The sequence below is a fragment of the Erythrobacter sp. SD-21 genome, from assembly GCF_000181515.1.
GTDB lineage: Bacteria > Pseudomonadota > Alphaproteobacteria > Sphingomonadales > Sphingomonadaceae > Qipengyuania.
Genome location: NZ_ABCG01000011.1, coordinates 1 through 25,464, shown reverse-complemented (window position 1 = coordinate 25,464; position 25,464 = coordinate 1). Strand labels below are relative to the sequence as shown.

The 25,464-nt window shown below is 64.4% G+C and carries 25 protein-coding genes and 1 pseudogene; 15 read left to right on the top strand and 11 right to left on the bottom strand.

Annotated features, from left to right (window positions below):
• The gene (locus tag ED21_RS13800) at positions 1-1,149 is read left to right on the top strand and encodes a DUF1501 domain-containing protein (RefSeq protein ID WP_006834550.1); all 1,149 of its coding nucleotides are present in this window, start codon (positions 1-3) and stop codon (positions 1,147-1,149) included.
• Here the strand turns inward: ED21_RS13800 and ED21_RS13795 are convergent.
• A complete protein-coding gene (locus ED21_RS13795; protein ID WP_006834549.1) occupies positions 1,146-2,372 on the bottom strand; it encodes a GGDEF domain-containing protein in 1,227 nt (408 codons plus the stop codon). The two genes, ED21_RS13800 and ED21_RS13795, sit on opposite strands and share 4 nt — an antisense overlap.
• A 133-nt stretch (positions 2,373-2,505) precedes the next feature.
• Complete coding sequence (locus ED21_RS13790) at positions 2,506-3,861, bottom strand: M20/M25/M40 family metallo-hydrolase (protein ID WP_006834548.1); 1,356 nt, start codon at positions 3,859-3,861, stop codon at positions 2,506-2,508.
• A gap of 136 nt (positions 3,862-3,997) precedes the next feature.
• On the opposite strand from ED21_RS13790, the gene ettA reads away from it, so the two are divergent.
• The 4 genes from ettA (at position 3,998) to ED21_RS14890 (ending at position 9,303) form a co-directional block, all read left to right on the top strand.
• On the top strand, positions 3,998-5,671 hold the full coding sequence (gene ettA, locus ED21_RS13785) for an energy-dependent translational throttle protein EttA (RefSeq protein ID WP_006834547.1): 1,674 nt from the start codon (positions 3,998-4,000) through the stop codon (positions 5,669-5,671).
• A gap of 125 nt (positions 5,672-5,796) precedes the next feature.
• The gene (locus tag ED21_RS15255; protein ID WP_083800474.1) at positions 5,797-6,285 is read left to right on the top strand and encodes a GNAT family N-acetyltransferase; all 489 of its coding nucleotides are present in this window, start codon (positions 5,797-5,799) and stop codon (positions 6,283-6,285) included.
• 617 nt (positions 6,286-6,902) lie between these two features.
• Positions 6,903-7,340: a peptidylprolyl isomerase gene (locus tag ED21_RS13775; RefSeq protein ID WP_006834545.1), complete on the top strand. Its 438-nt coding sequence runs from the start codon at positions 6,903-6,905 to the stop codon at positions 7,338-7,340.
• Between the two features lie 178 nt (positions 7,341-7,518).
• On the top strand, positions 7,519-9,303 hold the full coding sequence (locus tag ED21_RS14890) for a sensor domain-containing diguanylate cyclase (protein WP_006834544.1): 1,785 nt from the start codon (positions 7,519-7,521) through the stop codon (positions 9,301-9,303).
• A gap of 15 nt (positions 9,304-9,318) precedes the next feature.
• Here the strand turns inward: ED21_RS14890 and ED21_RS13765 are convergent, their stop codons facing one another.
• Together ED21_RS13765 and ED21_RS13760 are read right to left on the bottom strand one after the other, a co-directional pair.
• Complete coding sequence (locus ED21_RS13765; RefSeq protein ID WP_156787492.1) at positions 9,319-10,152, bottom strand: substrate-binding domain-containing protein; 834 nt, start codon at positions 10,150-10,152, stop codon at positions 9,319-9,321.
• Positions 10,153-10,226: 74 nt separating this feature from the next.
• Entirely contained in the window at positions 10,227-10,796 is a 570-nt protein-coding gene (locus ED21_RS13760; RefSeq protein WP_034922839.1) for a flavin-binding protein, read from the bottom strand.
• 176 nt (positions 10,797-10,972) lie between these two features.
• On the opposite strand from ED21_RS13760, the gene ED21_RS15250 reads away from it, so the two are divergent.
• A complete protein-coding gene (locus ED21_RS15250; RefSeq protein WP_006834541.1) occupies positions 10,973-11,908 on the top strand; it encodes an RcnB family protein in 936 nt (311 codons plus the stop codon).
• A gap of 82 nt (positions 11,909-11,990) precedes the next feature.
• Here the strand turns inward: ED21_RS15250 and ED21_RS13750 are convergent, their stop codons facing one another.
• Positions 11,991-12,548 carry a cytochrome b gene (locus tag ED21_RS13750; RefSeq protein ID WP_006834540.1) on the bottom strand — a complete coding sequence of 186 codons (558 nt, stop codon included), beginning with the start codon at positions 12,546-12,548 and terminating at the stop codon, positions 11,991-11,993.
• 110 nt (positions 12,549-12,658) lie between these two features.
• Here ED21_RS13750 and ED21_RS13745 point away from each other — a divergent pair, with 110 nt between their 5' ends.
• Complete coding sequence (locus tag ED21_RS13745; RefSeq protein WP_006834539.1) at positions 12,659-13,327, top strand: 2OG-Fe(II) oxygenase; 669 nt, start codon at positions 12,659-12,661, stop codon at positions 13,325-13,327.
• A 22-nt stretch (positions 13,328-13,349) separates the two neighbouring features.
• Here the strand turns inward: ED21_RS13745 and ED21_RS13740 are convergent, their stop codons facing one another.
• Positions 13,350-14,978 carry a lysine--tRNA ligase gene (locus tag ED21_RS13740; RefSeq protein WP_006834538.1) on the bottom strand — a complete coding sequence of 543 codons (1,629 nt, stop codon included), beginning with the start codon at positions 14,976-14,978 and terminating at the stop codon, positions 13,350-13,352.
• 548 nt (positions 14,979-15,526) lie between these two features.
• On the opposite strand from ED21_RS13740, the pseudogene ED21_RS13735 reads away from it, so the two are divergent.
• From ED21_RS13735 to ED21_RS13710, 6 genes and pseudogenes are all read left to right on the top strand, one after another.
• Positions 15,527-15,739, top strand: a pseudogene (locus ED21_RS13735) (plasmid stabilization protein); the annotation flags it as partial.
• An 8-nt stretch (positions 15,740-15,747) separates the two neighbouring features.
• Positions 15,748-16,008 (top strand): hypothetical protein, encoded by a 261-nt coding sequence (locus ED21_RS13730; RefSeq protein WP_006834536.1) that lies wholly within the window; start codon positions 15,748-15,750, stop codon positions 16,006-16,008.
• A gap of 182 nt (positions 16,009-16,190) precedes the next feature.
• Positions 16,191-16,997: a formate/nitrite transporter family protein gene (locus ED21_RS13725; RefSeq protein ID WP_006834535.1), complete on the top strand. Its 807-nt coding sequence runs from the start codon at positions 16,191-16,193 to the stop codon at positions 16,995-16,997.
• A gap of 137 nt (positions 16,998-17,134) precedes the next feature.
• Complete coding sequence (locus ED21_RS13720) at positions 17,135-19,885, top strand: ATP-dependent DNA helicase (RefSeq protein WP_006834534.1); 2,751 nt, start codon at positions 17,135-17,137, stop codon at positions 19,883-19,885.
• Positions 19,882-20,409 carry a histidine phosphatase family protein gene (locus ED21_RS13715; protein ID WP_006834533.1) on the top strand — a complete coding sequence of 176 codons (528 nt, stop codon included), beginning with the start codon at positions 19,882-19,884 and terminating at the stop codon, positions 20,407-20,409. The genes ED21_RS13720 and ED21_RS13715 overlap by 4 nt, the downstream gene beginning before the upstream one ends.
• An 88-nt stretch (positions 20,410-20,497) precedes the next feature.
• Positions 20,498-21,001 carry a hypothetical protein gene (locus ED21_RS13710; protein WP_006834532.1) on the top strand — a complete coding sequence of 168 codons (504 nt, stop codon included), beginning with the start codon at positions 20,498-20,500 and terminating at the stop codon, positions 20,999-21,001.
• Here ED21_RS13710 and ED21_RS13705 read toward each other — a convergent pair.
• Complete coding sequence (locus ED21_RS13705) at positions 20,998-21,570, bottom strand: sulfite oxidase heme-binding subunit YedZ (RefSeq protein WP_006834531.1); 573 nt, start codon at positions 21,568-21,570, stop codon at positions 20,998-21,000. The genes ED21_RS13710 and ED21_RS13705 overlap by 4 nt on opposite strands.
• 53 nt (positions 21,571-21,623) lie before the next feature.
• Positions 21,624-22,061: a redox-sensitive transcriptional activator SoxR gene (gene soxR / locus ED21_RS13700; protein ID WP_006834530.1), complete on the bottom strand. Its 438-nt coding sequence runs from the start codon at positions 22,059-22,061 to the stop codon at positions 21,624-21,626.
• 113 nt (positions 22,062-22,174) lie between these two features.
• Here soxR and ED21_RS13695 point away from each other — a divergent pair, with 113 nt between their 5' ends.
• Positions 22,175-22,549 (top strand): VOC family protein, encoded by a 375-nt coding sequence (locus ED21_RS13695; RefSeq protein ID WP_006834529.1) that lies wholly within the window; start codon positions 22,175-22,177, stop codon positions 22,547-22,549.
• A gap of 59 nt (positions 22,550-22,608) precedes the next feature.
• On the opposite strand, the gene ED21_RS13690 is transcribed toward ED21_RS13695, so the two are convergent.
• The 3 genes from ED21_RS13690 to ubiA all read right to left on the bottom strand — a co-directional run bounded on the left by ED21_RS13690 (position 22,609) and on the right by ubiA (position 24,709).
• On the bottom strand, positions 22,609-23,061 hold the full coding sequence (locus tag ED21_RS13690) for a tRNA (cytidine(34)-2'-O)-methyltransferase (RefSeq protein ID WP_006834528.1): 453 nt from the start codon (positions 23,059-23,061) through the stop codon (positions 22,609-22,611).
• Positions 23,062-23,065: 4 nt separating this feature from the next.
• The gene (locus tag ED21_RS13685) at positions 23,066-23,686 is read right to left on the bottom strand and encodes an SOS response-associated peptidase (protein WP_006834527.1); all 621 of its coding nucleotides are present in this window, start codon (positions 23,684-23,686) and stop codon (positions 23,066-23,068) included.
• 108 nt (positions 23,687-23,794) lie between these two features.
• On the bottom strand, positions 23,795-24,709 hold the full coding sequence (gene ubiA / locus ED21_RS13680; RefSeq protein WP_006834526.1) for a 4-hydroxybenzoate octaprenyltransferase: 915 nt from the start codon (positions 24,707-24,709) through the stop codon (positions 23,795-23,797).
• Between the two features lie 39 nt (positions 24,710-24,748).
• Between ubiA and ED21_RS13675 the strand changes: the two genes are divergently transcribed.
• On the top strand, positions 24,749-25,464 hold a 716-nt coding region (locus ED21_RS13675), incomplete at its 3' end, for a 16S rRNA (uracil(1498)-N(3))-methyltransferase (RefSeq protein ID WP_006834525.1).

Genomic DNA, 25,464 nt, shown 5'->3' with positions numbered 1-25,464 from the left:
ATGCTGACACGACGCACCATGCTGGCCGGATCGATGGCGGGGGCGAGCCTTGCCGCTCTAGGCCCCAAACTCGCCTTCGCCCGCGCCGCGAGCGAGAAGCGCCTGCTCGTCCTCGTGATGCGCGGGGCGACCGACGGACTGGCGCTTGCCGCACCGCTGGCCGATCCCGCCTACCGCCAGCACCGCGCCCGCTGGATCGAAACCTATGCTGATGCGCGCAAGCTCGACGGAATATTCGCGCTGCATCCGCGGCTCGATGAATTCGGCAAGCTCTATGCCGATGGCGAAGCGCTTGTCGCCCATGCCGTGGCGACCGACTATCGCGAGCGTTCGCATTTCGACGCGCAGAACCTGCTCGAGACAGGCGGCACGCAGCCCTTCCAGCGCCGCGACGGCTTTCTCAATCGCTTCCTCGGTCTTGCGGGCGGCGGCGAGCTTCCGGCCATCGCTCTGGCCTCTGCCCTGCCGCTGGCGCTGCGGGGCGACAATCCAGCCTCGACCTACGCACCCAGCCCGCTGCCCAAGGCAAGCGAGGGGCTGATCGAGCGCCTCCCCGACCTTTATTCCGCCGACCCGCAGCTTGCCGCGCTGTGGCAAGCGGCGCAGCAGGCGGACGGGATCGCCGACGCCTCCGACATGCGCAATCTCGCGCGGGCCAGTGATGTCGGCGTGCTTGCCGCGCGGATGCTGCGCGACCCGAAAGGAGCGCGGATCGCCATGGTCGACCTGCCCGGCTGGGACAGCCACGCCAACCAGATGGGGATGCTCGACAACCGCTTCCGCCAGCTAGACGGTCTCATCGCCGAGTTCCGCAAGGGCATAAGCCCTGTGTGGAAGGACACGCTCGTGATGGTCGTCACCGAATTCGGTCGCACTGTAGCGATGAACGGGACCAACGGGACCGACCACGGTACCGGCAGCGCGGCGCTGCTGCTGGGCGGCTCGCTTCGAGGCGGCAAGGTTCTGGCCGACTGGCCCGGCCTCGCACCGCAGAACTTGTTCGAGGGCCGCGATCTCAAGCCTACCTTGTCTCTCGAGGCGCTGATGGCCGGCGCGATGGCCGAGCACTACGCGCTGGATGCGGAGAAAGTTATGCGGGAACTCTTCCCGGGCAGGACGGCCCGCCCGGTGGATGGATTGGTCGCCTAGGCGCTTGCGGCACGTGCCTCGTCGGAAGGCGTATCGCCATTACCGGTGTCCAGACGGGTGATGTTCGAGAGCAGCTTCTTGTTCTCGATCCGCACGGTACGGTTTCGGCCCTCTTCCTTGGCGGTGTAGAGCGCGGCGTCGGCGCGGGCGAAGACCTTGCCGTACCCCTCGCCCTCGTTCCGCCCGGCCACGCCGAAACTGGCGGTGAGACGATGGTCTTCGGGCATGCCCTCGACCTGCGTTTCCGCGAAGCATTTGCGGATGCGTTCGGCCATCGAGATTGCCGCTTCGCCGTCGCAATTCCACGCCAGAACGCAGAATTCCTCGCCGCCGATGCGACCGGCAATATCGGTATCGCGGATGGTGTCGGTGACCACTTGTCCGAAGGCGGCGATCGCCTTGTCACCGACCTGGTGGCCCCAGACGTCGTTGACCGCCTTGAAGTGATCGATATCGGCTACGACCAGCGAAACCGGAACGCCTTCCAGCTTGGCCTTCTCGACCTGTGCGATGACGTCCTGCTCGAAGGCACGGCGCGTGCGAAGACCCGTCAGCAAATCCATCTCCGCACGTTCCTTGACCGACTTTATCTGGTCGTAAACACAGGCGCCGACCAGCACCATTGCGCACATCAGGGCAGCGATGGAGAGCGACAGGTTGAGCACGGAATAATAGATCGACTCCCGATACTCACCGGCCGGAATCGAGCTTTCGACCAGCAAGGTTAGCACAGGCCGAATGAAGAATTGCGCGGCAAGCAGGGTTTGCGTGGTGATGATCAGGCGGTCGATGGCTTCACGCTTATGGGCCCCCAGGAGGGTCATCACGCCAATGACATACATGACACCATAACCGACATTAACGATGATCAGCCGCGGCGCGATATCGTTTGAGGTTGCGACCGCGACCAGCAAGGTCAGGGCCGTCATTCCATAAACTGAAAGAAGAGCGCCAAGATAGGGCGGCTGGCCGACGCGCGTCGCCAGACCCCAGATCGCGCTGGCGACGGACATCGCGTAAAAGAACTGCGTCACGTGGAAGATATAGGCTGTGCCCGTATCCAGCAGATGCGTCGCGGCAAATCCGAGGCAAAAGAAGAAATAGGATGCGGCGAAGGCGAGCACATAGCTGCCCATCTTCCCCCGGTTCCACATGACCAGGAAGACGAGCATGAACACCACCGCCATCGTCGGTGTGATCAGACCGATTATCTGTTCCCTCATTAGGTCGCCCCGACCTCCTTACCCCATTGCTTTACGCGAGTACCCCTAACGGCGCGTAAAGAATTGGCGCGTCCTTACAAGTTTCCAGACCGGGTTTCGACCGCAAACTGTCTCGATTTGGGAAATAATGCCGTTAGTTGTTTGCCGACAACACTATCGGCTCCGCCCGATTTGCCAGCACGGCGACCACGGCGGTCCACACGGCGACGTTCTGGCGTAACTGAACCGGATCGATCTTGTCGAGCGTGTCGTCCGCCGTGTGGTGAAGGTCGAAATACCGCGTCCCGTCTTGCTGCAGGTCGATCAGTGGCCCCTTCTGGTCGCGCACGAGGTCTAGATCGGCCCCGCCGGTGGCGGCGATCCGCGTGGGCGCGACGCCGAAGCGGACGACACTTGCAGCCAGCTCGGCATAGAGCGTTGGATCGCTCGCGGTGAAGTTCGTCTCCAGCCGCCAGATGCGGTCGGCGCCGAAATCGCTTTCGAGACCGACATAGACCGTCTCGTCCAGATGCGCTTCGCTATAGGCCTTGGAGCCCCACAGCCCGGTCTCCTCCGCGCCCGCGAACAGCAGGCGGATGGTGCGCAGCGGCTGCCCTTCGGCGGCCACGTGCTTTGCCGCCGCGGCGATGATGCCGCAGCCTGCACCGTCATCGATGGCGCCGGTGCCAAGGTCCCAGCTGTCGAGGTGGCACGCGAGCAGGACCGGCGGCAGCGAGGGATCGCGCCCGGCGATCTCGCCCACGATATTGCCGCTGCGCGTCATGCCGAGATCGCGCGGGGTCATGACCAGCTTCATGCGGATCGGCTGCCCCTCGGCGCGCGCGAACATGCGCTCCAGCGTGTCGGCATCGGGATTGGAAAGCGCGCCGGCGGGCGTGGGCGTCACGCCTTCGGCGAAGGTTGTCGTGCCCGTGTGCGGCACGCGGTGGTTGTCAGTCCCTACCGAGCGGATCACGGTCGCCACCGCGCCCTTGCTCGCTGCCAGCGACGGCGCCATCCAGCGCGCAGGGCCGGCAAACCCGTAATGCGAGCCATCCTGCGCCGCGCGCATATCGTGGCTGACAAAGGCGATCTTGCCCGCAAGGCTACCGCCTTCGGCGGCCACAAGGTCGGCATAGGTCGGGAAGTAGACGACTTCGGCTTCAAGCCCTTCCGGCCCGGTCGACGTAGTGGTCGAAAGCGCGGTGATCGCCATCGGCTGCGCGAAAGGCGCGGTCACTTCGGCAGTTTCGACACCGCGCACCCAGGTCGGCATGTCGAACGGCTCGTCGGCCACATTGGCAAAGCCGTTGGCCTGCAGCCATTCCATCGCCCAGACGCGGCCGCGCGCTTCCTGCTCGGTACCTGGCATGCGCGGGCCGACTTCGGTGGTGATCCCTTCGACGAAATCCCACGCGATCGTGTCGCCTTCCAGCGCCATATCGGCGCGGTCGGCATTTGCGGGAACGGAGAGCGAGAGCGCGGCGAGCGCGAGGAGCGACTTGTTCATGGGGCCGCTTGCTAACAGCCCCGGCGGCAATGCCAACCCCTTCCCTTTGCCTCTGCCACCTTGCCCCTTCCGCTTTGCACGCCTATCTGGCCCACCAAACTTCCCCTCTTTGACGACACATCCAAGGATTCGCCCGATGGCCGCGCAATACGCCTTTGTCATGAAGGACATGACCAAGACCTTCCCCGGTGCCAACAAGCCGGTGCTCAGCAATATCAACCTGCAGTTCTACCAGGGCGCGAAGATCGGCATCGTCGGTCCGAACGGCGCGGGCAAGTCGACGCTGATCAAGATCATGGCCGGCATCGACACCGACTTCACCGGCGAGGCATGGCCGGGCGAGAACATCACCGTCGGTTATCTGGAGCAGGAGCCCGAGCTCGACGAGAGCAAGACCGTGCTCGAAAACGTTAAGGACGGCGCGCGCGAGACCGCCGACATGGTCGAACGCTTCAACGCCATCGGCATGGAAATGGCCGAGGAAGACGCCGATTTCGACGCGCTCAGCACCGAGATGGCGGAACTCCAAGACAAGATCGACGCGGTCGACGGCTGGACGCTGGACAACCAGCTCGAAGTCGCAATGGAAGCGCTGCGCTGCCCTCCCGGCGACTGGCCCGTCACCGATCTTTCGGGCGGCGAGAAGCGCCGCGTCGCGCTGACCCGTCTGCTGATCCAGAAGCCCTCCATCCTGCTGCTGGACGAACCGACCAACCACCTCGACGCCGAATCCGTCCAGTGGCTCGAAAACCACCTCAAGGAATATGCCGGTGCGGTGCTGATGATCACCCATGACCGCTACTTCCTCGACAATGTGGTGGAATGGATCCTCGAACTCGACCGCGGATCCTACTATCCGTACGAGGGCAACTACTCGACCTACCTCGAAAAGAAGGCCAAGCGCCTCGAGCAGGAAAGCCGCGAGGAAAGCGGGCGTTCGAAGGCCCTGTCACGCGAACTCGAATGGATCCGGCAGACGCCCAGCGCCCGCCAGACCAAGTCCAAGGCCCGTATCCGCAAGTTCGAGGAACTCCAGGAAGGCCAGAAGGACCGCAAGCCCGGCAAGGCGCAGATCGTCATCCAGGTGCCCGAACGTCTCGGCGGCAAGGTGATCGAGGCCAAGAACATCTCGAAGGCCTATGGCGACAAGCTGCTCTTCGAAAACCTCTCCTTCATGCTGCCCCCGGGCGGCATCGTCGGCGTGATCGGGCCGAACGGCGCGGGCAAGTCCACGCTGTTCAAGATCCTGACCGGCAAGGAAGAACCCGACAGCGGCACGGTGGAAATCGGTTCGACCGTGCATCTCGGCTATGTCGACCAGAGCCGCGACCATCTGAACCCCAAGAACAACGTTTGGGAAGAGATTTCGGACGGCCTCGACTACATGAAGGTCAACGGCCACGACACCTCGACCCGCGCCTATGTCGGCGCGTTCAACTTCAAGGGCGCGGACCAGCAGAAGAACGTCGGCAAGCTGTCGGGCGGTGAACGCAATCGCGTCCACATGGCCAAGATGCTGAAGGAGGGCGGCAACGTCCTGCTGCTCGACGAACCGACCAACGACCTCGACGTGGAAACGCTGGGCGCGCTGGAAGAGGCGATTGAGAACTTCGCCGGATGCGCCGTGGTCATCAGCCATGACCGCTTCTTCCTCGACCGCCTCGCCACGCACATCCTCGCCTTCGAAGGCGACAGCTACGTCGAATGGTTCGAAGGCAACTTCGAGGCTTACGAAGAAGACAAGCGGCGCAGGCTGGGCGATGCGGCGGATAGGCCGACGCGGTTGGCTTATAAGAAACTGACGCGTTGACAGGCCCTGCGGATCGTTAACAGACTTTCCGCTAACGACCCGATTGCCGACGTTTAATTTTCTATGCGATGCTCGGCCTGTCAGATGGCTAGAGAGGATATCACGTAGTGGACGATGGGATAAAGGTGAGCCGTCTCGGTCCCGAACATGCTCTCCTATACAGGGAACTTCGTCATTCAGATCTTCGGTCACATCCCGAATATTTTGGCGCGTCTCTAGACGAAGAAGCCAGCCTTTCCGAAAGCACTGTGGCCGACCGTCTTTCCCACGGGGTAGTATTCGGTGCCTGGCTAAATGGGCAACTGGTCGGTTGCGCCGGCTTGGCTTCTCGGGAGAAAGTGGAGCTTCGGCACAAGGCAATTTTATGGGGAATGTTTGTGAGGCCCGATGCGCGAGGAGTCGGCCTTGGCAAGCTCCTGCTCGACGCAGTGATCGGACATGCGCGACCCATGTATGGAGAAGTTTTGTTGACGGTTGTCGAGGGAAACGAAACTGCTGCGAGCCTATATGCCGCCGCTGGCTTCGAGGAGTATGGCCGGGAACTTGGCGCCATCAAGATCGGCGACAGTTATTTCGGCGAGATTCTGATGCGGCTGCCCTTGGCGCATCGCTGATTGCCGGAGGTGATACTGAAAAGAGACTCAGTCAGAAAGCTATGGCCGATTTCCACCCCAATCTCGGCCGTTGGACGCGATATTCTGACCGCCTGAAAGCTGCCCCTATGTCTAGCGTTAGGGCCATTTGACTCCCCCCACCCACCTTTGACACAATCGCAGGCGAAGCGCCCGGTTCGCAGGTGCTGTTCAGGGCGGCGCATCCAATCCGCGCCGCGAACGCGAAATTCAACGGGTACCCATGATTACTTCCAACGGCGGCTAGACCGTAAACATCGGCTGCGATTTCGAGTGGCAACTCGTCGTGTGTTTCTGGGGCGCGCAGCGTTTTCCTACTGGGTCTCGATTGGCTATCTCGCAGGAAATCCTAGCAACTATCCTCGGGAAAAAATCCGGCCATGTGTCAACTTCTCGATCTCGACATATATCACTGTATAAAAAGCACTTTCTGCGACACCACCCGGTTGACGCCGTGTCAACTTTGTCAGCTTCGGCCACCCTATTTGACTCCCCCCACCCACCTTTGACACAATCGCGCGCAAGGCATCCGAACCGCGGGTGCGTTGCCTGACGGCGCAATTCCCTCGCGCCGCACACACGAAATTCAAAGGATATCCATGACTACTCCCAACAGCGGTGACACCGTGATCATCGACTACGTCCTCAAGCGGGGCGATGGCGCCGAGATCGGCAACACGGCACAGACCGGCCCGCAGGAAATCACGCTCGGCAGCGGGCAGATCTTCCCGCAGATCGAAGAAGCGCTCACCGGCATGGCCGTGGGCGATGAAAAGAGCGTCGAAATCGAGAGCGACAACGCCTTCGGTCCGCGCCGCGAGGAGCTCATCCTCGACATCCCGCGCGCCAACCTGCCGCCCGAGCCCGCGCCGGAGCCCGGCATGGCTCTGCAGGCCCAGTCGCCCGACGGCCAGCCGATGACGCTGTACGTCCTCGAAGTGGGCGACGAGCAGGTGAAGGTCGACGGAAACCACCCGCTTGCAGGCGAAGATGTGACCTTCGATCTCACCCTGCGCGAGATCAAGCAGGCTGCCTGATTTCCAAAAGGGTCCCGGCGGGCCAGTATGGCGTGCCGGGACCCGCCACCTACCTGTGTCGCGGCAGCGGCGCTTAGGCCGCCCCGATCCCGTGTAGCAGGGCTGTCGCCGATTATATGAAATGTTAAGCCAAATCCGCGATCTTCTGGTATAGCGCGTAACCAGGAAGGAATCGCTGGTGTCCAGACGACAAAAGTCGGGGTATTTCGGCTGGCCCATCGTATTCGGCCTGGCCTGGTTCGCCTGCGCGCTTGTCGCTCTCGACCTGACGCAGGGTGAGGACGGCATCGCCGCTGTCTGGCCGCCCAGCGGCATCTTCGTGGCTGCCCTGCTCCTTTTCGGCCCCCGCCGCCGCCGCATCACGACCCTTTATGTCGCCGCGGCGAGCATGATCTCCAATGTCTGGGCGGGATCGGGCATGCTCGATTCGGCGGGCTACACCGTTGCCAACCTCGCCGAAGGTTATCTCGTCTTCTACCTCATGGGCGCAAGCAAGGCTTCACTCAAGCCCTTGTCGCGGCCGTGGACTACGCTGCGGTTTGCGGCTGCAGCTATCGTCGCGGGCTGTTTCAGCGGCCTGATGGCCGGCCTGCTGTCGGGCAACATGGCGTACCCTTTCCTCTTCTCGTGGACGAGCACGGTCACATTGGGCATGCTGGTCGGCACACCCGTGATCCTGTTCATGGCGCAGGACCCTCAGGACCGGCGCGACCTTCTTACGATGAAGTCGCTGTGGACCATGCTGGTGGTTGCCATCCTTTCGGCCGCCGCCTTCGGTCAAGCCGACATGCCGCTGCTCTTCCTGCCGGTTCTCGGTATTGCCGTTGCGACCGCAGTGATGGGCCTGAGCGGCGCCGCAGTGGCCGTCCTGATTATCGCGACCATCGGGTCGGTGCTCAACGCGTTCAACGCGGGGCCGTTGACATTGTTCTTCTCTACCACCGAAGAACAGGTGTTGTTCTTCCAGATTTACCTCGTGGCGCTGCTCGGCTCTTCCATGCCGCTAGCCTACCTCCTCTCGGAACGCGAGCAGGCGCTTACCCGCACGGCTGAGAACGCCACCCTGCTGGAAGCGGCAGAGCGGGCAGCGAAAGTCGGCCATTGGCGTTTCCAGCCGGGCGATAACTCGGCCCGCTGGTCGCGCGAAGCTCTGCGTATCTGCGGGTTTGAGGAAAGCGAGCATCCTGGGTTCGAGCAGTGGCTCGCCCTTGTCCACCCCGACGATCGCGACCGTATTCGAGCCTTCATCGTCGAGGCAATGAGCCAAGCCCTGCCTTTTGCCTTTGAGACACGGATCGTGCGCGCGCCTGGCGACATCGTCCACATCGATTGCCGCGGTCAGGCCGAAGCCGACGGTGGGGGTAAGGTCATTGCTCTGTTCGGCACCATGCTGGATGTGACCGAGCGCGCACAAACAATGGCGCAACTGGAAATCGCTCGCGCGAAGGCCGAACGCGAAGCCGCCGAAGTACGCATGCTGGCCGAAACCGATGCGCTGACCGGCATGCCCAACCGCCGCTACATCCTCGCCAATCTAGCCGAGGCGATGGACGCCAATGAATTCCGCCACGAGCCGCTGACCGTCGCGATGGTGGACATTGATCACTTCAAAGCGATCAACGACGAATTCGGCCATGAAGTTGGCGACACGGTGCTCAAGCAGATCGCGGCCATTCTGATGGACGAGCTGCGGAGCGACGATTCGGTCGGCAGGATGGGTGGCGAGGAGTTCCTCTTCGTCTTTCCCAAGCGCCGTGCCGCCGAGCTCGACCTGCGCTGCGACCGCATGCGCGAGCGGCTGGCTGCGGAAGAATGGGAGCACCCCATGACCGTGACGCTCAGCATCGGCATTGCCGAACTCCAGCCCGGCTGGGACGAGCGCGACCTGCTGCGCGCCGCCGATGAGGCGCTTTACGAAGCAAAGCGAGCCGGTCGAAACCGGCACACGGTCCACGCTGCCTGACCGGCGACCGTGCAATCAGCTTGCGGCAGGAGGGACGATCGAAGCGCGCTCGACTAGTGCGAAAGGCACGTCCGTATGCGCCTTGCCCGCACCACGACCGGCCACGCGCTCTGCCAAAAGCTTGCACGCCGCCGCGCCCATTTCTTCCAGCTGCTGGCGCACCGAGGTGAGCGGCGGATGCATGCTCTTGGCGATCGGGTCGTCGTCAAACCTGACGATCGACAGATCGCGAGGCAGCGAGAGACCTGCCTTGCGGGCCGCGTCGGCAAGGCCGGCGGCCATCGCGTCGTTGCTGGCAAAGATGGCCGTGGGCCGCGCCGTCAGCAGTTTTGCGCCGGCTTCGGCGCCGCCCACACGCGTGTAATCGCCTTCCGCGACAAGCGACGGATCCAGTTTCACGCCCTTGGATCCCAGCGCGGCGGTGAAGCCGTTGTAGCGCCGCATGCTCGAAAGGTGCGAGCGCGGCCCACGGATGATGCCGACGCGGCGATGTCCGGCCTCGAGCAGCAGCGCAGTGACCGAGCGGGCGGCATCGTATTCGTCCATCGCCACGTTGATGCCGCGGTCTGGATTGAGCATCGAGGCGATGCGGGCGAAGGGGAGCTCCCGCTTTTCCACTTGCAGCATGACATGGCGGTCATCGCACAAGGGAGCGGTCAGGATCACGCCCGCGATGGCCGGATCGTCCAGCAGGCTTTCCGCTTTCCTGTCGGTTGCATGGATGTTTTCCATCTGCAGCTGGAGCCCCGCAGCGCCGGCCTCGCGGCTTGCACCCGAATGGAGGCGAGAAACATAGTCGCGATTCATGTTGTCGAACAGCATGAGGATGCGTCCGGATGGCGTGGTCACGTAATCTTGTCCTGCAATAATCCAGACCTGGCTAATATCGCGCGAATCTTAACGAAACCGCGCCCTTCGCCTGCTCAGGGCGTGATCCACCGTCCGCCGTCGCGGTCGATCAGCGCACGTCGGTGGCCGCCGTTTGAAAGGTAGTACCAATCCGCCTCTTCGATCTCCACGATCAGCACGGCGAGATTGCTTCTGGCGGGTGCCAGTTGCTCTTCGGTCGGACGCTGGCCCTCGATCCAATCGGGTAGCCCGCTGGAGGGTTCTTCGCGCGTTTCCCCCGGCGGCGCACCGAGGTAACAGCGGCGTGCGAAATTATCACTGGTCGACCAAGCCCGATCGGCAAGCGCGGTGCCCTGTTCGATGCGCCCCGTGCCGCGACACCTGATCTGCACTTTCTCCACGCGGTCGTAGAACAGCACACCGACCGGCCCGCCGTCCCCGATCACTGCGGTCTTGGGCGAACGCGCATCCGTGTGGAAGCGCAGGGTCCAGGCCGGTTCGTCGAAATCGCGCAGGACCATGATCCGGGCATCCGCGTCGGACGTGGCGATAACCGGCGTGTGCATGGGCGAATGTCGATCGCTCGCAGCGCCGTGAAGGCGGCGGGCAATGTCCTGTCGGACGTTGTCGATGGTTAAGTCCATCCTCCCCCAACGCGCAACGGGCGCTCAGGTTCGCGTTCAGGGTTTGTGACGAAAAGATGAACGAGAGGGCGCTGAAGCGGTTCAGATACGGGTCAGGCCGATCTGATACAAAGCGATACACCGAAACAGGAAGCCGCAGGTGTGGAGCGGCTATCGCAGCCACAAGGACACGCTCCATGACTTTTACCAAGCTGATGAAAGGCAGTGCGCTCGGCGCCCTCGCGATCGCGATGGCGACCACTGCCCTGCCCGCCGCCGCCTCTGCGGCCGAAGCTGCCGCCGAGCAGCAGAGCAAGCGCGACCGTGATGATCGCCGCTCCGAACGACGCAGCGAGCGTCGCCAGGACAAACGCGCCGAGCGCCGCCAGAACAATCGGAGCGAACGCCGTTCCGAACGCCGGGAGGCACAACGCAGCGAGCGGCGGCAGGAACGCCGACAGGAACGCCGTGTCGAGCGTAACGACAACCGTCGCTCGCAAGGCAATGGAGCCATCCGCCGTGCTGCCGAACGCGTCGCTACCGAGCGCCGCGAGGAACGTACCGGGCGGGATTGGAACCGCGGCGATCGCCGCGCAGCCCGCAACCGCAGCTACTCGGGCGACCGGAACCGCAGCTACCGCGAGGCGCGCCGTGACGGATATCGCGAAGGCCGTCGCGACGAGCGTCGGCGCGATGCCCGCGAGGACCGGCGCAACAGCCGCGATGCCTATCGCAGCGGCTACCGCGACGGTAAGATCAATGAGCAACGCCGCGAACGCCGCGCGCGCTATTACGATGGCCGTCGCTGGCACGAATACAACCGCTGGAACGAGCGCCGCTGGCGCGCGGATCGCCGCTACAATTGGCGCGACTACCGCTATTCGAACCGCGGCCTCTATCGGCTCGGGCGCTACTACGCGCCCTATCGCGACTACCGCTATCGCCGCCTGGGCATCGGCTTCCGTATCGGCAACCTCTTCTTCGGGAGCCGCTACTGGATCAACGATCCCTGGCGCTATCGCCTGCCCGAAGTTTACGGCCCCTACCGCTGGGTCCGCTATTACGACGACGTGCTGCTGGTCGATATCTACAGCGGCGAAGTGGTCGACGTGATCTACGACTTCTTCTGGTAACTCTTTCTTGCCGCTTGCGGCGTGAGAGTGGACCGCGAGCTGCAAGCGCCCCCGCCGAGCGATCGGCGGGGGCTTTTTCGTGTCAGCCCGGCACCTTCCCGAAGGGAAGCATACGGAAAATGCCGCCGTTCCTGTCGAAGAAGGTGTGCTTCAGCGCGCCGAGGATATGCAGCGCGATGAGGTAGATGAACACCGACCCCCCGGTCGCGTGAAGGCCGAAGATCGACTTGGCGAGCTCACTGTTCTCGCCAAGCGGCAGCGGGGGAATGGTGAAGAAGCCGAACATGTCGATCTCGCGCCCGGCAAGCGAATTGGCGAGCCAGCCGCCGAGCGGCAAGCCGATCAGCAGGACATAGAAGAGGATGTGGACCGCGCGGGCGAGCGTCGCTTCCCATTTGGCGAGATCCGATGGCAGCGGCGGGACGGGATGCGTCCAGCGCCACAGCAGCCGGCCCAGCGTCAGGAACAGGATAAGGATGCCGAGCGCCTTGTGATTGGCGAATATCTCCGCCTTCTCCGGCATTTGCGCGTGTTCTGCAGCTTCGGCAATGCGCCAGTTTACGATGACCGCAATGGCGATGACCCAGTGAAAAATCATCGCGCCCAGCGAATAGCGGCGCGCGGCATTGGTATTGATCATAGCGAAGGGCCTCCCGTCCCGTGAAGTGTGACAACGAACCTAGCGCGAAGGGGAATTCGCACAAGATGCCTGCTTTGCGACGACGCTTCGCAGCGCTAACACTCATGCCCATGACCAAGACTGCCGTGATTCCCGACCAGGACGCCCTCATGCGTATCGGCGCGCAGGTGCGTAAACGCCTCGAAGCCGACAGCTCGATCTACAAAGTGCCGACCGACAAGGCGGAAATCTTCGCCGTGCCGAACTTCCTCACGCCCGAGGAATGCCGCCGCTTCATTACCATGATCGATGTCGTCGCGCGCCCGAGCGAGTTGCACGAAACCGCCTATATCGAGAAGTTCCGCACCTCCTATTCGGGTAATTTCAACTCGCAGGACCCCTTCGTGAAGGGCGTCTCGCGGCGGATCGACGACCTGCTCGGCATGAATCCGGTGACGGGCGAGGCAATTCAGGGCCAGCGCTACCTGCCGGGGCAGGAGTTCAAGCCGCATAATGACTGGTTCTACACCGACCAGGAATACTGGAAGCTGGAACGAAAGCGCGGCGGCCAGCGGTGCTGGACGGCCATGGCCTTCCTCAACAAGGTTCCCCAGGGCGGACACACCCACTTCACCCATGTCGGCGCTTCGATCGAACCCAAGCCAGGCGTGCTCCTGATCTGGAACAACGCCAAGCCCGACGGCACGCCGAACGAGGACACGATGCACGCCGGCACCCCGGTCATCGAAGGCTCGAAGTACGTGCTGACCAAATGGTACCGCACGCGCAAGCACAGCTGACCCTGCCGCACTGGCCGCGCCATCAGGCCTTGGCCAGCGCCTCGGCGATGAGCTTGCGGCTGTTTTCCACGCCATAGAGCGCGATAAAGCTGCCCATGCGCGGTCCTTGGTCGCTGCCAAGCAGCGTCTGATAGAGCGCCTTGAACCAGTCGCGCAGGGACGCAAAGCCGTATTGCTCGCGCTTGCCGATCTCGTAGACTTCGGTCTGCATGTCCTCGGCGCTGGTGTCCGCCGGTGCCTTGGCGAGATAGGCGTCGAGCGCCTTCAGTGCCTCCGCCTCGTTCGCCGTGGGCGCGCGCTTGGACAGGGTCGGCACGATGTAGTCGCGCGTATAGGCGACCGCAGTGCCGATCAGCACCTCGAGTTCGGGCGTGATCTCGTCGCTGCCAATGTAGCTGGCGAGATAGTCGCGCAGCGCCTCCTCGCTCGCTTCGGCGCCCAGCACGCTGGCGAGGTTGAGCAGCAGCCCATAAGTCACCGGCAGGCTGTCGCCCGCACCAGGCGCCTCGGTGCCCTCGAACCCGCCGTTGGCGCGCGCCAGGTGCCACACGGGATTGCCGAGTTGCTTGTCGAGCTCCTGCCCCTCCAGCCGCTCCCGGAACTGCCAGTAATCGTCCACCGCGCGCGGGATTACGCGGACGTGCAGCTGCTTGGCGCTTTTGGGGTTGGGGAAGATGTAGAAGCCGAGGCTCTCCTCGCTGCCGTATTGCAGCCATTCCTCGATCGAGAGGCCGTTGCCCTTGGACTTGGAGATCTTCTCGCCGTTCTGGTCGAGGAACATCTCGTAGATCAGGCCTTCGGGCTTGCGGCCGCCCAGCACCTTGACGATCTTGCCCGACTGGACGCCGCTGTCGGTCAGGTCCTTGCCGTACATCTCGTAGTCGACGCCCAGCGCGTACCAGCGCATCGCCCAGTCGACCTTCCACTGAAGCTTGCTCATGCCGCCGAGCGCGGACTGCTCGACCTGCGTGCCGTCCTCGTCGGCAAAGCGGATCGTGCCGGCTTCGGCATCGACGACCTCCACCGGCACCTGCAGCACGCGGCCCGTGGTGGGCGAGATCGGCAGGATCGGCGAATAGGTCTTGCGCCGCTCCTCGCGCAGCGTGGGCAGCATAATGTCGAGGATGTCCTGGTTCTTGCGCAGGACCTGCCGCAGCGCGTCATCGAAACGGCCCGAATTGTACATGTCGCTCGCGGCGACGAACTCGTACTGGAAGCCGAAGCGGTCGAGGAAGGCGCGCAGCATTGCGTTGTTGTGGGCCGCGAAGCTCTCGTGGCCCTTCTCGAACGGGTCGGGTACGCGGGACAGCGGCAGGTGCAGGTTCGCCTCGAGCAGCGCCTGGTTGGGCACGTTGTCGGGCACCTTGCGCAGGCCGTCCATGTCATCAGAGAAGGCGACGAGGCGCGTCTTGCCGTCTTCCGGCCTCGCCCCAATCATCGCCTCGAACGCGCGGCGCACGAGCGTGGTGCGCAGCACTTCCTGGAAGGTGCCGATATGCGGCAATCCGCTGGGGCCGTAGCCCGTTTCGAACAGCACCGGCGAGCCATCCGGCTTCGCGCCATCGGGATAGCGTTTGAGCAGCCGCTGCGCCTCCTGGAACGGCCAGGCCTTCGACACACGTGCGGCGGTGATCAGATCGTTCATGCTCATGGGCTACGCCTTTGCGCCTGCGCGAGCGTTTCGCAAGTGCGAAGTGTTGGACGCGGGTTGGAAAGGCAGGCGGCGAGCCCGACAGGATGGAGCGCATGGAGCACGGTCCTGCGGGTAATAATTTCACCCAGCCCGGCGAACAATAAGCGGGGCGAAGGGATAGAGGCGAGCGCGCTTGCGGCATGCCTCACGCTCTATCGTGGCAGCGGGGAGTAGGACAGCGGCTGGACGCTTCTGCGAAAAGCGGCCGTTCCGCTAACGACCCACCTCGTGACGGTCAGCCGTAGGCCGCTCGTCTGACTACTTGCACTGCGCCTTCGAAGTCGAGGCGATGGACGACGCGGCCGTCGGAGTTTCTCGACCTCTAGATGACATATGAGCTCGATCCGCCCTTCTAGGCATCGTGTGCGATAATCGCACGCGTTCTCGAAGCTCTCTTCGGCGCATTTGAGGCAGTCGATCCTGCCAACACGCTTGACTTAAGTTATTGAAGCATAGGCGGGATCGGAATATTGCACACTTGGACGGGGCTACGAAGGAGAGCCGCGATGAGCAAGGGCGACAAGGACAAATACACCGACAAGCAGAAGCGTAAAGCCGAGCATATCGAGGAAAATTACGAGGAACAGGGCGTCTCCGAAGACGAGGCGGAGAGCCGGGCCTGGGCCACCGTCAACAAGGAAAGCGGCGGCGGAAACAAATCCGGTTCGGGCCGCGGCAAGAAGGATAGCAATGAGAGTTCGCGCAAGGGCGGAAAGAAGAGCCACTGATGCGCGACTATGAACTCCGCTATGCCGAGCCAGCCGATCATAACTCGGCGCCGGTCCATTTCCAGGCCGTCGGTTTTGCCGATGCCCTCGATTACGCGCGAAGAATAGCTCGTGGCGCCCAGGCCGACCTTTATCAGGACGGGCATCCGATCTGCTCGATGGAGCTGGTGAACGATGTGGGAGTGTGGCTGGTAGGCCGACCGCGATCGCTGGTGGCGGAAACGCCTCTGATAGCAAGCCAGCCGCAGCCACTCGATTAGAGCCTCGGCGAGGTATAAGGAAAGAGAAAAGGCTGAGCGGGGGAGCTTTCGCCCCTACAGTCCAAGAACGCTAGGTACCGTTAGCTGCCCGTCAACATGCAGCATTGCGCTTGGCCATCTTCCAAAGGATGTCTCGGGTTGCTGGGCACATCGGTTGAGCCTAGCGGGACTCGGAACCTTCCATGGCGGCCGAGCGTCCTCCGAACATGCCGAGCGCGCTGAACCCAGCGGAAATTTTTGAGAGAGCTGCCGAGGAGGGGAAACGGCGTCTCGACTACAGTCTCCTGGCTCTGCTGGCGACCGGCTTTATCGCCGGCTTTACGATCATCTTCGGAAGCGCCGCACAGGCACTGATCCATTCGGCCGCGCTACCTCACTTTGACGAATTCGCCTCCGTTCTCGGAGCGCTTGGTTTCGCCGTCGGGGTGGTATTCCTCATCGTGGGCCGTGCCGAACTCTTCAGCGAGAACTTTTTCGACCCGATCGCCACGGCCTTCGAAGGGAAGGAGCGGCACGTATTCCGGCGTCTGCTGCGCCTGTGGGTGCTCACCTTCGCGCTCAACATCGTCGGTGGCACCCTTCTGATCCTCGCCCTTTCGGTCGATGGGGCGCTGCCTGCCGGCGCGCGCGAGTCGCTCATGTCCCCGGCATCGGAGATAGCGGAGCGGGCGCCATGGGCGACCTTTGCCCGCTCGGTAGTGGGCGGGGCACTCGTAGCCTTGCTCTCCTTCCTCGTGATCGCCGCGCAGTCCACGGGCGCACGAGCAATGATGGCATATGCGGTAGGTGTGATGCTCGCGCTGGGGCCGTTCGAACATGTTGTCGTGTCGATGCTCCACCTGCTCTTCGGCCTGTTCATCGGGGCCGACCTGGCCGTCCAGCATATCGCCAGGGTCGGTGCGATCTCGCTTGCCGGCAACCTTATTGGGGGGATCGGCCTGGTAACGCTCTCGCATGCGGCACAAGCGTTGGGAGAAGAGGGTGGCTAGATGGGTCAAGGTCCGCTTTCCACCCACAATCCGCCATAGCCGCCTGATCTCCCCGCTTCCAAAAGCAGCTATCTCCGCGAGGAAAACCACCCTTCCCCGCTTGCCTCGCGTTCGTCATGTGTTCTATCGCCTGAGGAGTGAGCCAACCCCTCCCCCTTCCCGCGCTTCATGCCAGCCATGCCGGTACTTGGCTGCGCGACGCCAATGGCTCGACGCGCGGGTGCTCCAAAGGCGAGGCAGTGATGGCGGCGGCGGATACGCCGCTACTGCTGATGAATGCGCCGCTGGTGGCGAGCCGGCTGGGCTATCCCGATCTTTCGGGGCTCGACCTGCTGGAGCTCTTCGCTTTCGTCCATCCGGCGAAGTTCTGCGTGCCAACGCCCAAGGGGCTGGCCCATGCGCTCGCTCTGGCCGAGCCGGAGGATGATGCAGGCGTGCCGCTGCTGCTGCAACAGGCCGCCGGCGCGCTGGTGGCGACTTGCGAGAGCGAGGACTGGACCGAGCGCGAGGGCGCGTGGTCGAGCCTGCAATCGCTGGCCCGCCTGCGCTGGCCCTGGGCCAATGTCCTCGCCCCTCATGTCGCCAAGCCGCAGAAGTCGGAAAAGTGGCTCTTCACGCGCTTACCCGAATGGGAGGAGGCGCCCGAACGTCCGCAGCCCTCGCAGGTCCTGATCGAGGAACCGGAGATCGAGGCGCATCTCGAACGGCTGACCGGCGAGGGGGCGGAACGGCGCGAAGGGCAGCGCCTGTTCGCGCGCGTGGCGGGCCATGTCTTCTCTCCGCGCGACCGCCAGCGCCGCCCGCATGTGCTGCTGGCGCAGGCGGGTACGGGGATCGGCAAGACGCTGGGCTATCTCGCCCCCGCCTCGCTGTGGGCGGCGCAATCGGGCGGCACGGTCTGGGTCAGCACTTTTACCAAGAATCTCCAGCGCCAGCTGCGTCGCGAGAGCACGCGTGCATGGCCCGCCACGCGCCCCGATGGCTCGCCGCCCGTGGTGGTGCGCAAGGGCCGCGAGAATTATCTCTGCCTGCTCAATCTCGAAGACGCGTTGCAGGGCGGCTTTGCCGGGCGCCCGGCGATCCTTGCGCATCTGGTGGCGCGCTGGGCTGCTTATTCGCAGGATGGCGACATGATCGGCGGCGATCTGCCCGGCTGGCTGGGCACGCTGTTCAGGAAGCGGGGGATCGCGGCGCTGACCGACCAGCGCGGCGAATGCGTTTATGCGGGCTGCCCGCATTACCGCAAGTGCTTCATCGAACGCAGCGCGCGGAACGCCGCGCAGGCCGATCTCGTCATCGCGAACCACGCGCTGGTGATGGTCAACGCCGCGCGCGGGCGCGACCTTGCCAGCCGCCCCACCCGCATCGTGTTCGACGAGGGCCACCACGTTTTCGATGCTGCCGACAGCACCTTTTCCGCTGCGCTCACGGGGCAGGAGGCGATCGAACTCCGACGCTGGATCATCGGGCCGGAACGCAATTCGCGCGGGCGTCGACGCGGGCTGGCGGCGCGGCTGGCCGATGTCGCCAGCTATGACGAGGCAGGCGGCGACGCGGTGGAAGCCGCGGTCGAGGCGGCCGAGGCGCTGCCGTCCGATGGCTGGCTCGGCCGGTTGGCGGAAGGCGCGCCTTCGGGTCCGCTCGAGGCGCTTCTCGCGCAGGTCCGCGCCACCACCTATGCGCGCGACGAAAGCGGACAGGAAGCAGGCTACGGCATCGAGACCGAGACCGCGCAGCTTCCCGGCGAGCTGGTCGAGGCCGCGGGCACGGCGGCGCAGGCCCTGGCGCACATCCGCACGCCGCTGCTCAAGCTTGCCGGGCGGCTGGAAGCGATCATGGAAGACGCGCCCGACTGGCTCGACGGACAGGGCCGCGCGCGGATCGAGGGGGCGCGCCATTCGCTCGGCTGGCGGATCGACCTGATCGCGGCGTGGGAAGCGCTGCTTGGTCGCCTCGGCGGACCGGCGGACCCCGAATTCGTCGACTGGCTGGCGGTCGACCGCAACGACGCGCGCGAATTCGACGTCGGCCTTTATCGCCACTGGCTCGACCCGATGAAGCCCTTCGCGCAGGTCGTGCTCGAACCGGCGCATGGCGTCATGCTGACGAGCGCTACGCTGACCGACCGCGACGAGAGCGGCCCCGACTGGGAGCAAGCTATAGCCAAGAGCGGCACGCCGCATCTCGAACTCGCGCCCAAGACCACGCAGGCCGACAGTCCGTTCGACTACGCCGGCCGCGCCGAGGTGCTGATCGTTACCGACATAAAGCGCGGCGATATCCCCGCGCTCGCGGGCGCCTACGCCCGGCTGATCGAGGCAAGCGAGGGCGGCGTCCTCGGCCTGTTCACCGCGATCCGCCGCATGCGCGCGGTCTATGGCCGGATCGCCGACCGCCTCGCCCGCGCGGGCCTGCCGCTTTACGCGCAGCATGTCGATCCGATCGACACCGGCACGCTGACCGATATCTTCCGCGACGATGCGCGCGCCAGCCTGCTCGGCACCGATGCCCTGCGCGACGGGGTGGACGTGCCGGGGCGCTCCCTGCGCTGCGTGGTCATGGAAAGCGTGCCCTGGCCGCGCCCCACCATCCTCCACCGCGCGCGCCGCGCCTCGGCGGCCGAGGCGGCGGGAGGTGCCCAGCGTTATGACGACCGCATCATCCGCGCGCGGCTGGCGCAGGCTTTCGGGCGGCTGATCCGCAGCAAGGACGATGCCGGTCACTTCGTCGTCCTCTCGCCCGCCTTCCCCAGCCGCCTCCTCTCCGCCTTCCCCGAAGGCACGCCCGTCATACGCCTGACGCTTGCGGAAGCTTTACAGCGCGTGGCGAAGGGTGTTGGAGACAGCGCTCACGCCGACACGGCCGAAGCGGAGAGCGAAGAATCGTGAAGATCCTGGGATTATTGCGCCACGCCAAGTCCGACTGGGGGCAGAGCGACAAGCGCGATTTCGACCGGGGTCTGAACAAGCGCGGCTGCAGGGGCGCCGCGCTCATCGGCGAACACATCCGCGATCACGGGGTGAAGTGGGACAAACTCGTCGCCAGCCCTGCGCAGCGCGTGAAGACCACACTGGAACAAGCGGAAATAGGCCCGGAGATCGAGTGGGAAGAAGCGCTCTACCTTGCCTCGACCGACACGATTTTCGACGTGATCCATGAACAGGGAGGCGAGGCGGACACGCTGCTCATTGCTGGCCACAATCCGGGCCTTGGCGACATGCTGTTCGAACTGGTCTCTCCGGCCAACGAGAACGCCCTGTTCGACGAGGCCAAGGTCAAGTTCCCGACCGCCGCCTTCGCCGTGTTCGAACTCGATATCGACGACTGGTCGCAACTGAAGGAAGGCTGCGCCAAGCTGGTCCATTTCGCCCGTCCGCGCGACCTCGATCCGGAGCTCGGGCCGGAGCATTGATCCCCCCATCCCGTTCGTTGGTGGAGAAACCGCTTTCCATCGCCTCCATAACTGCTAATGCGAATACTTCGCAATAAGAGGATATTTCATGCGTAAACTGATTGCCGTCGCTGCCCTTGCCAGCACCGCCCTTTCGCTCGCCGCCTGCTCGGGCGAGGCTGAAGAGGCAACCGACACCACCGCCGAGGTCGAAGCCACCGATACTGCGGAAGCCGAAGTGACCACCGAAGGCGTGCTTGACGCCAGCACCGCGACGGCTGAACAGCTTGCCGCCGCTGGTCTCGGTGCCGAAGCCGCTGCCGCGATCGTCGCTGGTCAGCCCTATGATAGCGTCAGCGCGTTCAACGCCAAGCTGACGGAAACCATGAGCGCGGAAGAAGCTTCCGCCGTGCTCGAAACGGTCTTCGTGCCGGTCAACCTCAACTCCGCCAGCGAAGCCGACATCAAGCTCATCCCCGGCATGACCGAGAAGATGGAACACGAGTTCATGGAATACCGCCCCTATGCGGACATGGACGAATTCAACCGCGAAATCGGCAAGTATGTCGACGAAACCGAGGTTGCCCGCTTCCGCCAGTACGTCACCCTCTAACGGCGCTGGAGCCAGAGCCTGAGACCTTCGATCGCGGCAAGGATCCCTGCGTGGATCCACGCCGTGGTCGGGTCGAAGGCCGACCAGATCCAGTGCAGGAAGGTCAGCACTGCGGCGGGATAGACCAGCCGGTGCAGCGCCTTCCACGACCTTTTGAGCGTCCGCATCGACTTATCGTTCGAGGTCACCGCCAGCGGCACGAACAGCGCGAAGGCCAGCCACCCGGCAAGAATGAAGTCCTGCCCCAGTTCGCCGCCGCTCCAGGCCAGCGCCCCCTTTTTCCAGAGATAGGCGCCCGTGTGGATCGCCGCATAGGCGAAGCTCGCCACCCCCAGGTCGCGCCGGTGCCGCATAAGCCACTGCGCCCAGCGTTGTTTGCGAAACAGCAGGCGGACCGGCGTCACCGCCAGCGTCACCATCAGCAGCCACGCCGCCCAGTCACCGCTGTCGGCGATAGCGTGCCCGTAGCCGTAAGCTTCGGGTGTGAAGGCCCATTGCCCGCCCAGTGCCAGCGCCGGAAGAGCGAGCACGAACCACAGCGTTAGGCGCGAAGTGCGGATGGGTTTCAAGCGGTCGATCCGGTTTTCAGGAAGATCGGGCAGCCTATGCGCAGCCCACCTCTTCAGCGCAAGACCCGCGGGCCGGCGCCGTCACGGCCATGGCGGTCGTCCGCGTTGTAGAGCGCGCATTCTTTTAGGCTCAGGCACCCGCAGCCGATGCAGCCGTCGAGATCGTCGCGCACTTTTTCGAGCGCCGCGATCTGCGCATCGATGCGCTGGCGGACCTCCTTGCTGATCTTCGCCCAGTCGGCGGCGGTGGGCGTACGCCCCTGCGGCAGGCTGGCCAGCGCGCTCTCGATCTCCGCCAGCGACAAACCGAGCCTCTGCGCGATGAGGATGAAGCTCAGCCGCCTTATATCGCTGCGCAGGAAACGGCGCTGGTTGCCGCCGGTACGATGCGCCTCGACCAGCCCCTTCTCCTCGTAGAACCGGATTGCCGAGACCGAGAGGCCGGTCCGACGGGCGATATCGCCGATGGGAAGGAGGTCGTTCGCTTTCATCGATTACTGAGATAGCGCAATTGAAGTTTGACCTCAACTTAGCTTGAGGTTGCATAGGGTGGTGCATCAACCCACGCGCCCCGATCTTCGAGGGCACAAACAGGAGATGCACAATGCCGCACGGTACTATCGAACACGTCAACATTACCGTCACCGATCCCGACCGCAGCGCCCAGCTGTTCGCCAGCCTGCTCGGCTGGAAGGAACGGTGGAGAGGGCCGTCAAAGCTCGGTGGACGCACGATCCACATCGGCGACGAGCGCAACTACCTCGCGATCTACACAAAGGATAGCGCGCGAGGCGATTTCGCCAAGGGCGTGCCGCTCAACCACATCGGTGTTCAGGTCGACGACCTCGCCGCTGCCGAGGCAGTTGTGCGAGCGCAGGGGCTCGAACCGTTCAACCATGGAAGCTACGAGCCCGGGCCGGAGAGCTTCTACTTCTTCGACTGGGACGGCATCGAATTCGAGGTGGTGTGCTATGAATGAGATCGTGTTGCGCCGCCCGCTCTTCGCCAGCCCAGCGCCCATGCGTCCTGCCGAAAAACTTAAGCCGGCAGGCTCCCTGTCTGGCGCAGCGCTTCGCCCAGCGCGAGACCCGCGCTGGTCGCGAGGTTGAGTGAGCGAACCTCCGGCTTCATCGGCAAGCGCACGCTCGCGTCCACACATGCGCGCACCGCATCGGTCACCCCGGCGCTTTCCTTGCCGAACAGCAGGATATCGTCGGGACGATAGGCGAAGTCGTAGGAGGACTGCGTCGCGCGGGTGGTGAACAGGACGAGGCGCTGCCCTGCCCTTGCCGCGCGAAAGGCCTCGAAGCTTACGTGCCGCACGACCTCCACATGATCGATATAGTCCATCGCGGCACGGCGCACGCGGCGGTCGTCCCACGGAAAGCCGAGCGGTTCGATGAGGTCCACGCCCGCGCCCATGCAGGCGCCCAACCGCATGACATTGCCGACATTCCCGGCGATTTCGGGTTCGAACAGGGCGATGCGCATGGTGTTACAGCAGCCCCACCTGCCCCTTGCCCGACCACGGCACCGTGCTGCGGTCGAGAGCGAGCTCGCCTTCCCACGGGCGGCACAACGCGCGCGCATCCTCGGGCGAACCGGAAGTCCAGGTCCCCCAGTCCGCCTTGTCCACCAGCACGGGCATCCGGCTGTGGACCTCGGCGGCGAGGCCGCTCGCATCGGTCATGACCATGGAATAGCAATCGCCCCATTCGTCCGAATTGCGCCACACGCCGGCCACGGCGAACAGCTCGGCATCGGGGCGCGAGAGCCAGCTGCGGGTCTTTCCGCCCTTGGGTCCCTCAGCCTCCGCCCATGCGGTGACGGGGATGAGGCAGCGCCGTTCCTCGAAACTGTAGCGCCAGAAGAAACTGTCGAGCTTGTCGGTGCGTGCGTTGTTGACCGGCTTGGGCTTCAGCGGCTGGCCGTTCTTGCCCTTCATCACCAACGGGAAGCCCCAGCTCATCTGGGTGAGCTTGCCTTCCGCCACCACCGCGCCGGGATAGCCGGGGAAGACCTCTTCGCCGAAATTCGCGCCGCCCAGCTCGTTCACCGCGTCGAACCACGCGGCGACCTCATCCTTGTTCTTGGTCATGCGGTAAAGATTGCACATAGTTGGGAAAATCCGTTCGCCCTGAGCTTGTCGAAGGGCCGTCCTTCACTTGCGGACCAACGCTAGAAGAAAGTGCGGTGCTTCGACAAGCTCAGCACGAACGGAGGCTCAGGCGTTCCCCACGACGAAGCAGGCGGCGGCCACCAGCGCGCCGGTCCAGCGGTTGGAGCGGAAGCGCGCGAGCGGATTGCCGGCATCCTCGCCATCCAGCGTGGCGACCTGCCATGCAAGGTGGCCCGCCGCCGGAAGCAGCGCCAGCAGCGCGATCCAGTCGGCGCGGTAGAGCCAGAAGGCGAGCGCCCAGAGCGCGACGGCTCCGGTGTAGAACAGCGCCACTCCGCCCTTCACATGGCCACCCATGCGCAGCGCGGAGGAGCGGATGCCGACCAGCGCGTCGTCCTCCCGGTCCTGCATGGCGTAGATCGTGTCGTAGCCGATCACCCACAGCGCCGCGCCTGCGTACATCGCGGCGAGCGCGTCCCAATTGTCGGCGCGCAGCTGGGTCCAGCCGACCAGCAGGCCCCATGTGAAGACCATGCCCAGCCACGCCTGCGGCCACCACGTGATCCGCTTCATAAAAGGATAGGCGGCGACCAGCGCAAGGCTCCCGAGCGCGACCATCTGCGCGAGGAGGCGCAGCTGGAGCAGCACCACCAGCCCGGCGAGGCACAGCGCAAGGAGCCATCCCCACGCCATCTTCTTCGACACGCGCCCGCTCGCCACCGGGCGGCTGGCGGTGCGCGCCACTTGCCGGTCCAGCTTCGCATCGACGATGTCGTTGTAGACGCAGCCTGCACCGCGCATGGCCACGCTGCCGAGCAGCAGCCAGCCAAGGAGCGCCCACTGCCAGCCCGCGCCAGCAAGCCATACGCCCCACATGCAGGGCCAGAACAATAGCCACCAGCCGATCGGCCGGTCGAACCGGGCGAGCTGCGCAAGGTCGCGCGGCAGCCGCGGCAGGCGCGCCACAAGGCCGCGATGTTCTGTATCGGGGACGATATCTGCAGGCGCGGTGTCGCTCATGGCTTGCTCCCTACAAGCGCACGTGCCACCTGCAAAGCCATGGCAGCAACTCCCGCATGGCCGCCCAAGAGCGCCCCCCGCCTTTTCGTTTCCGATGAACTCGGCACCGGGCGCATCGTCTGCATCGAAGGCAATCAGGCGAACTACCTCGCTCGCGTCATGCGCGTGGGCAAAGGCGATGCGGTGATCCTGTGCGACGATGTCACGGGCGAATGGATCGCCCGCGTGACCGAGGCCGGCAAGCGCCGGGTCGAGCTGAAGGTCGAGGACCATCTTCGCCCGCGCGAGGAGGTGCCCGATTTCTGGCTCTGCCCCGCGCTGCTCAAGAAAGACCGTTTCGACGTGGTCCTCGAAAAATCGACAGAGCTGGGCGTGGCGGCGATCCATCCGGTGATCACCCGGCGCTGCGTGGCGGACAAGCTCAACGGCGAACGCGCCTCCACCATCGTCACAGAGGCCGCCGAACAATGCGCGCGCACGGCGCTCCCCCAAGTCGCCGAACCGGTGAAGCTCGACGCTTTGCTACGCGACTGGCCGGAAGACCGCATCCTGTTCTTCGCCGACGAGGAAGGGGGCGAACCGGCGGCCGACGCGTTCTGCTATGCCGACGGCCCTGCCGCGCTGCTCACCGGTCCCGAAGGCGGCTTCGACGATGCCGAGCGCGCCGCTATCCGCGCCCATCCCGCCGCCCGTCCCATCAGCCTCGGCCCGCGCATCCTGCGCGGCGAAACCGCGGCGCTGGCGGGAATCGCGGT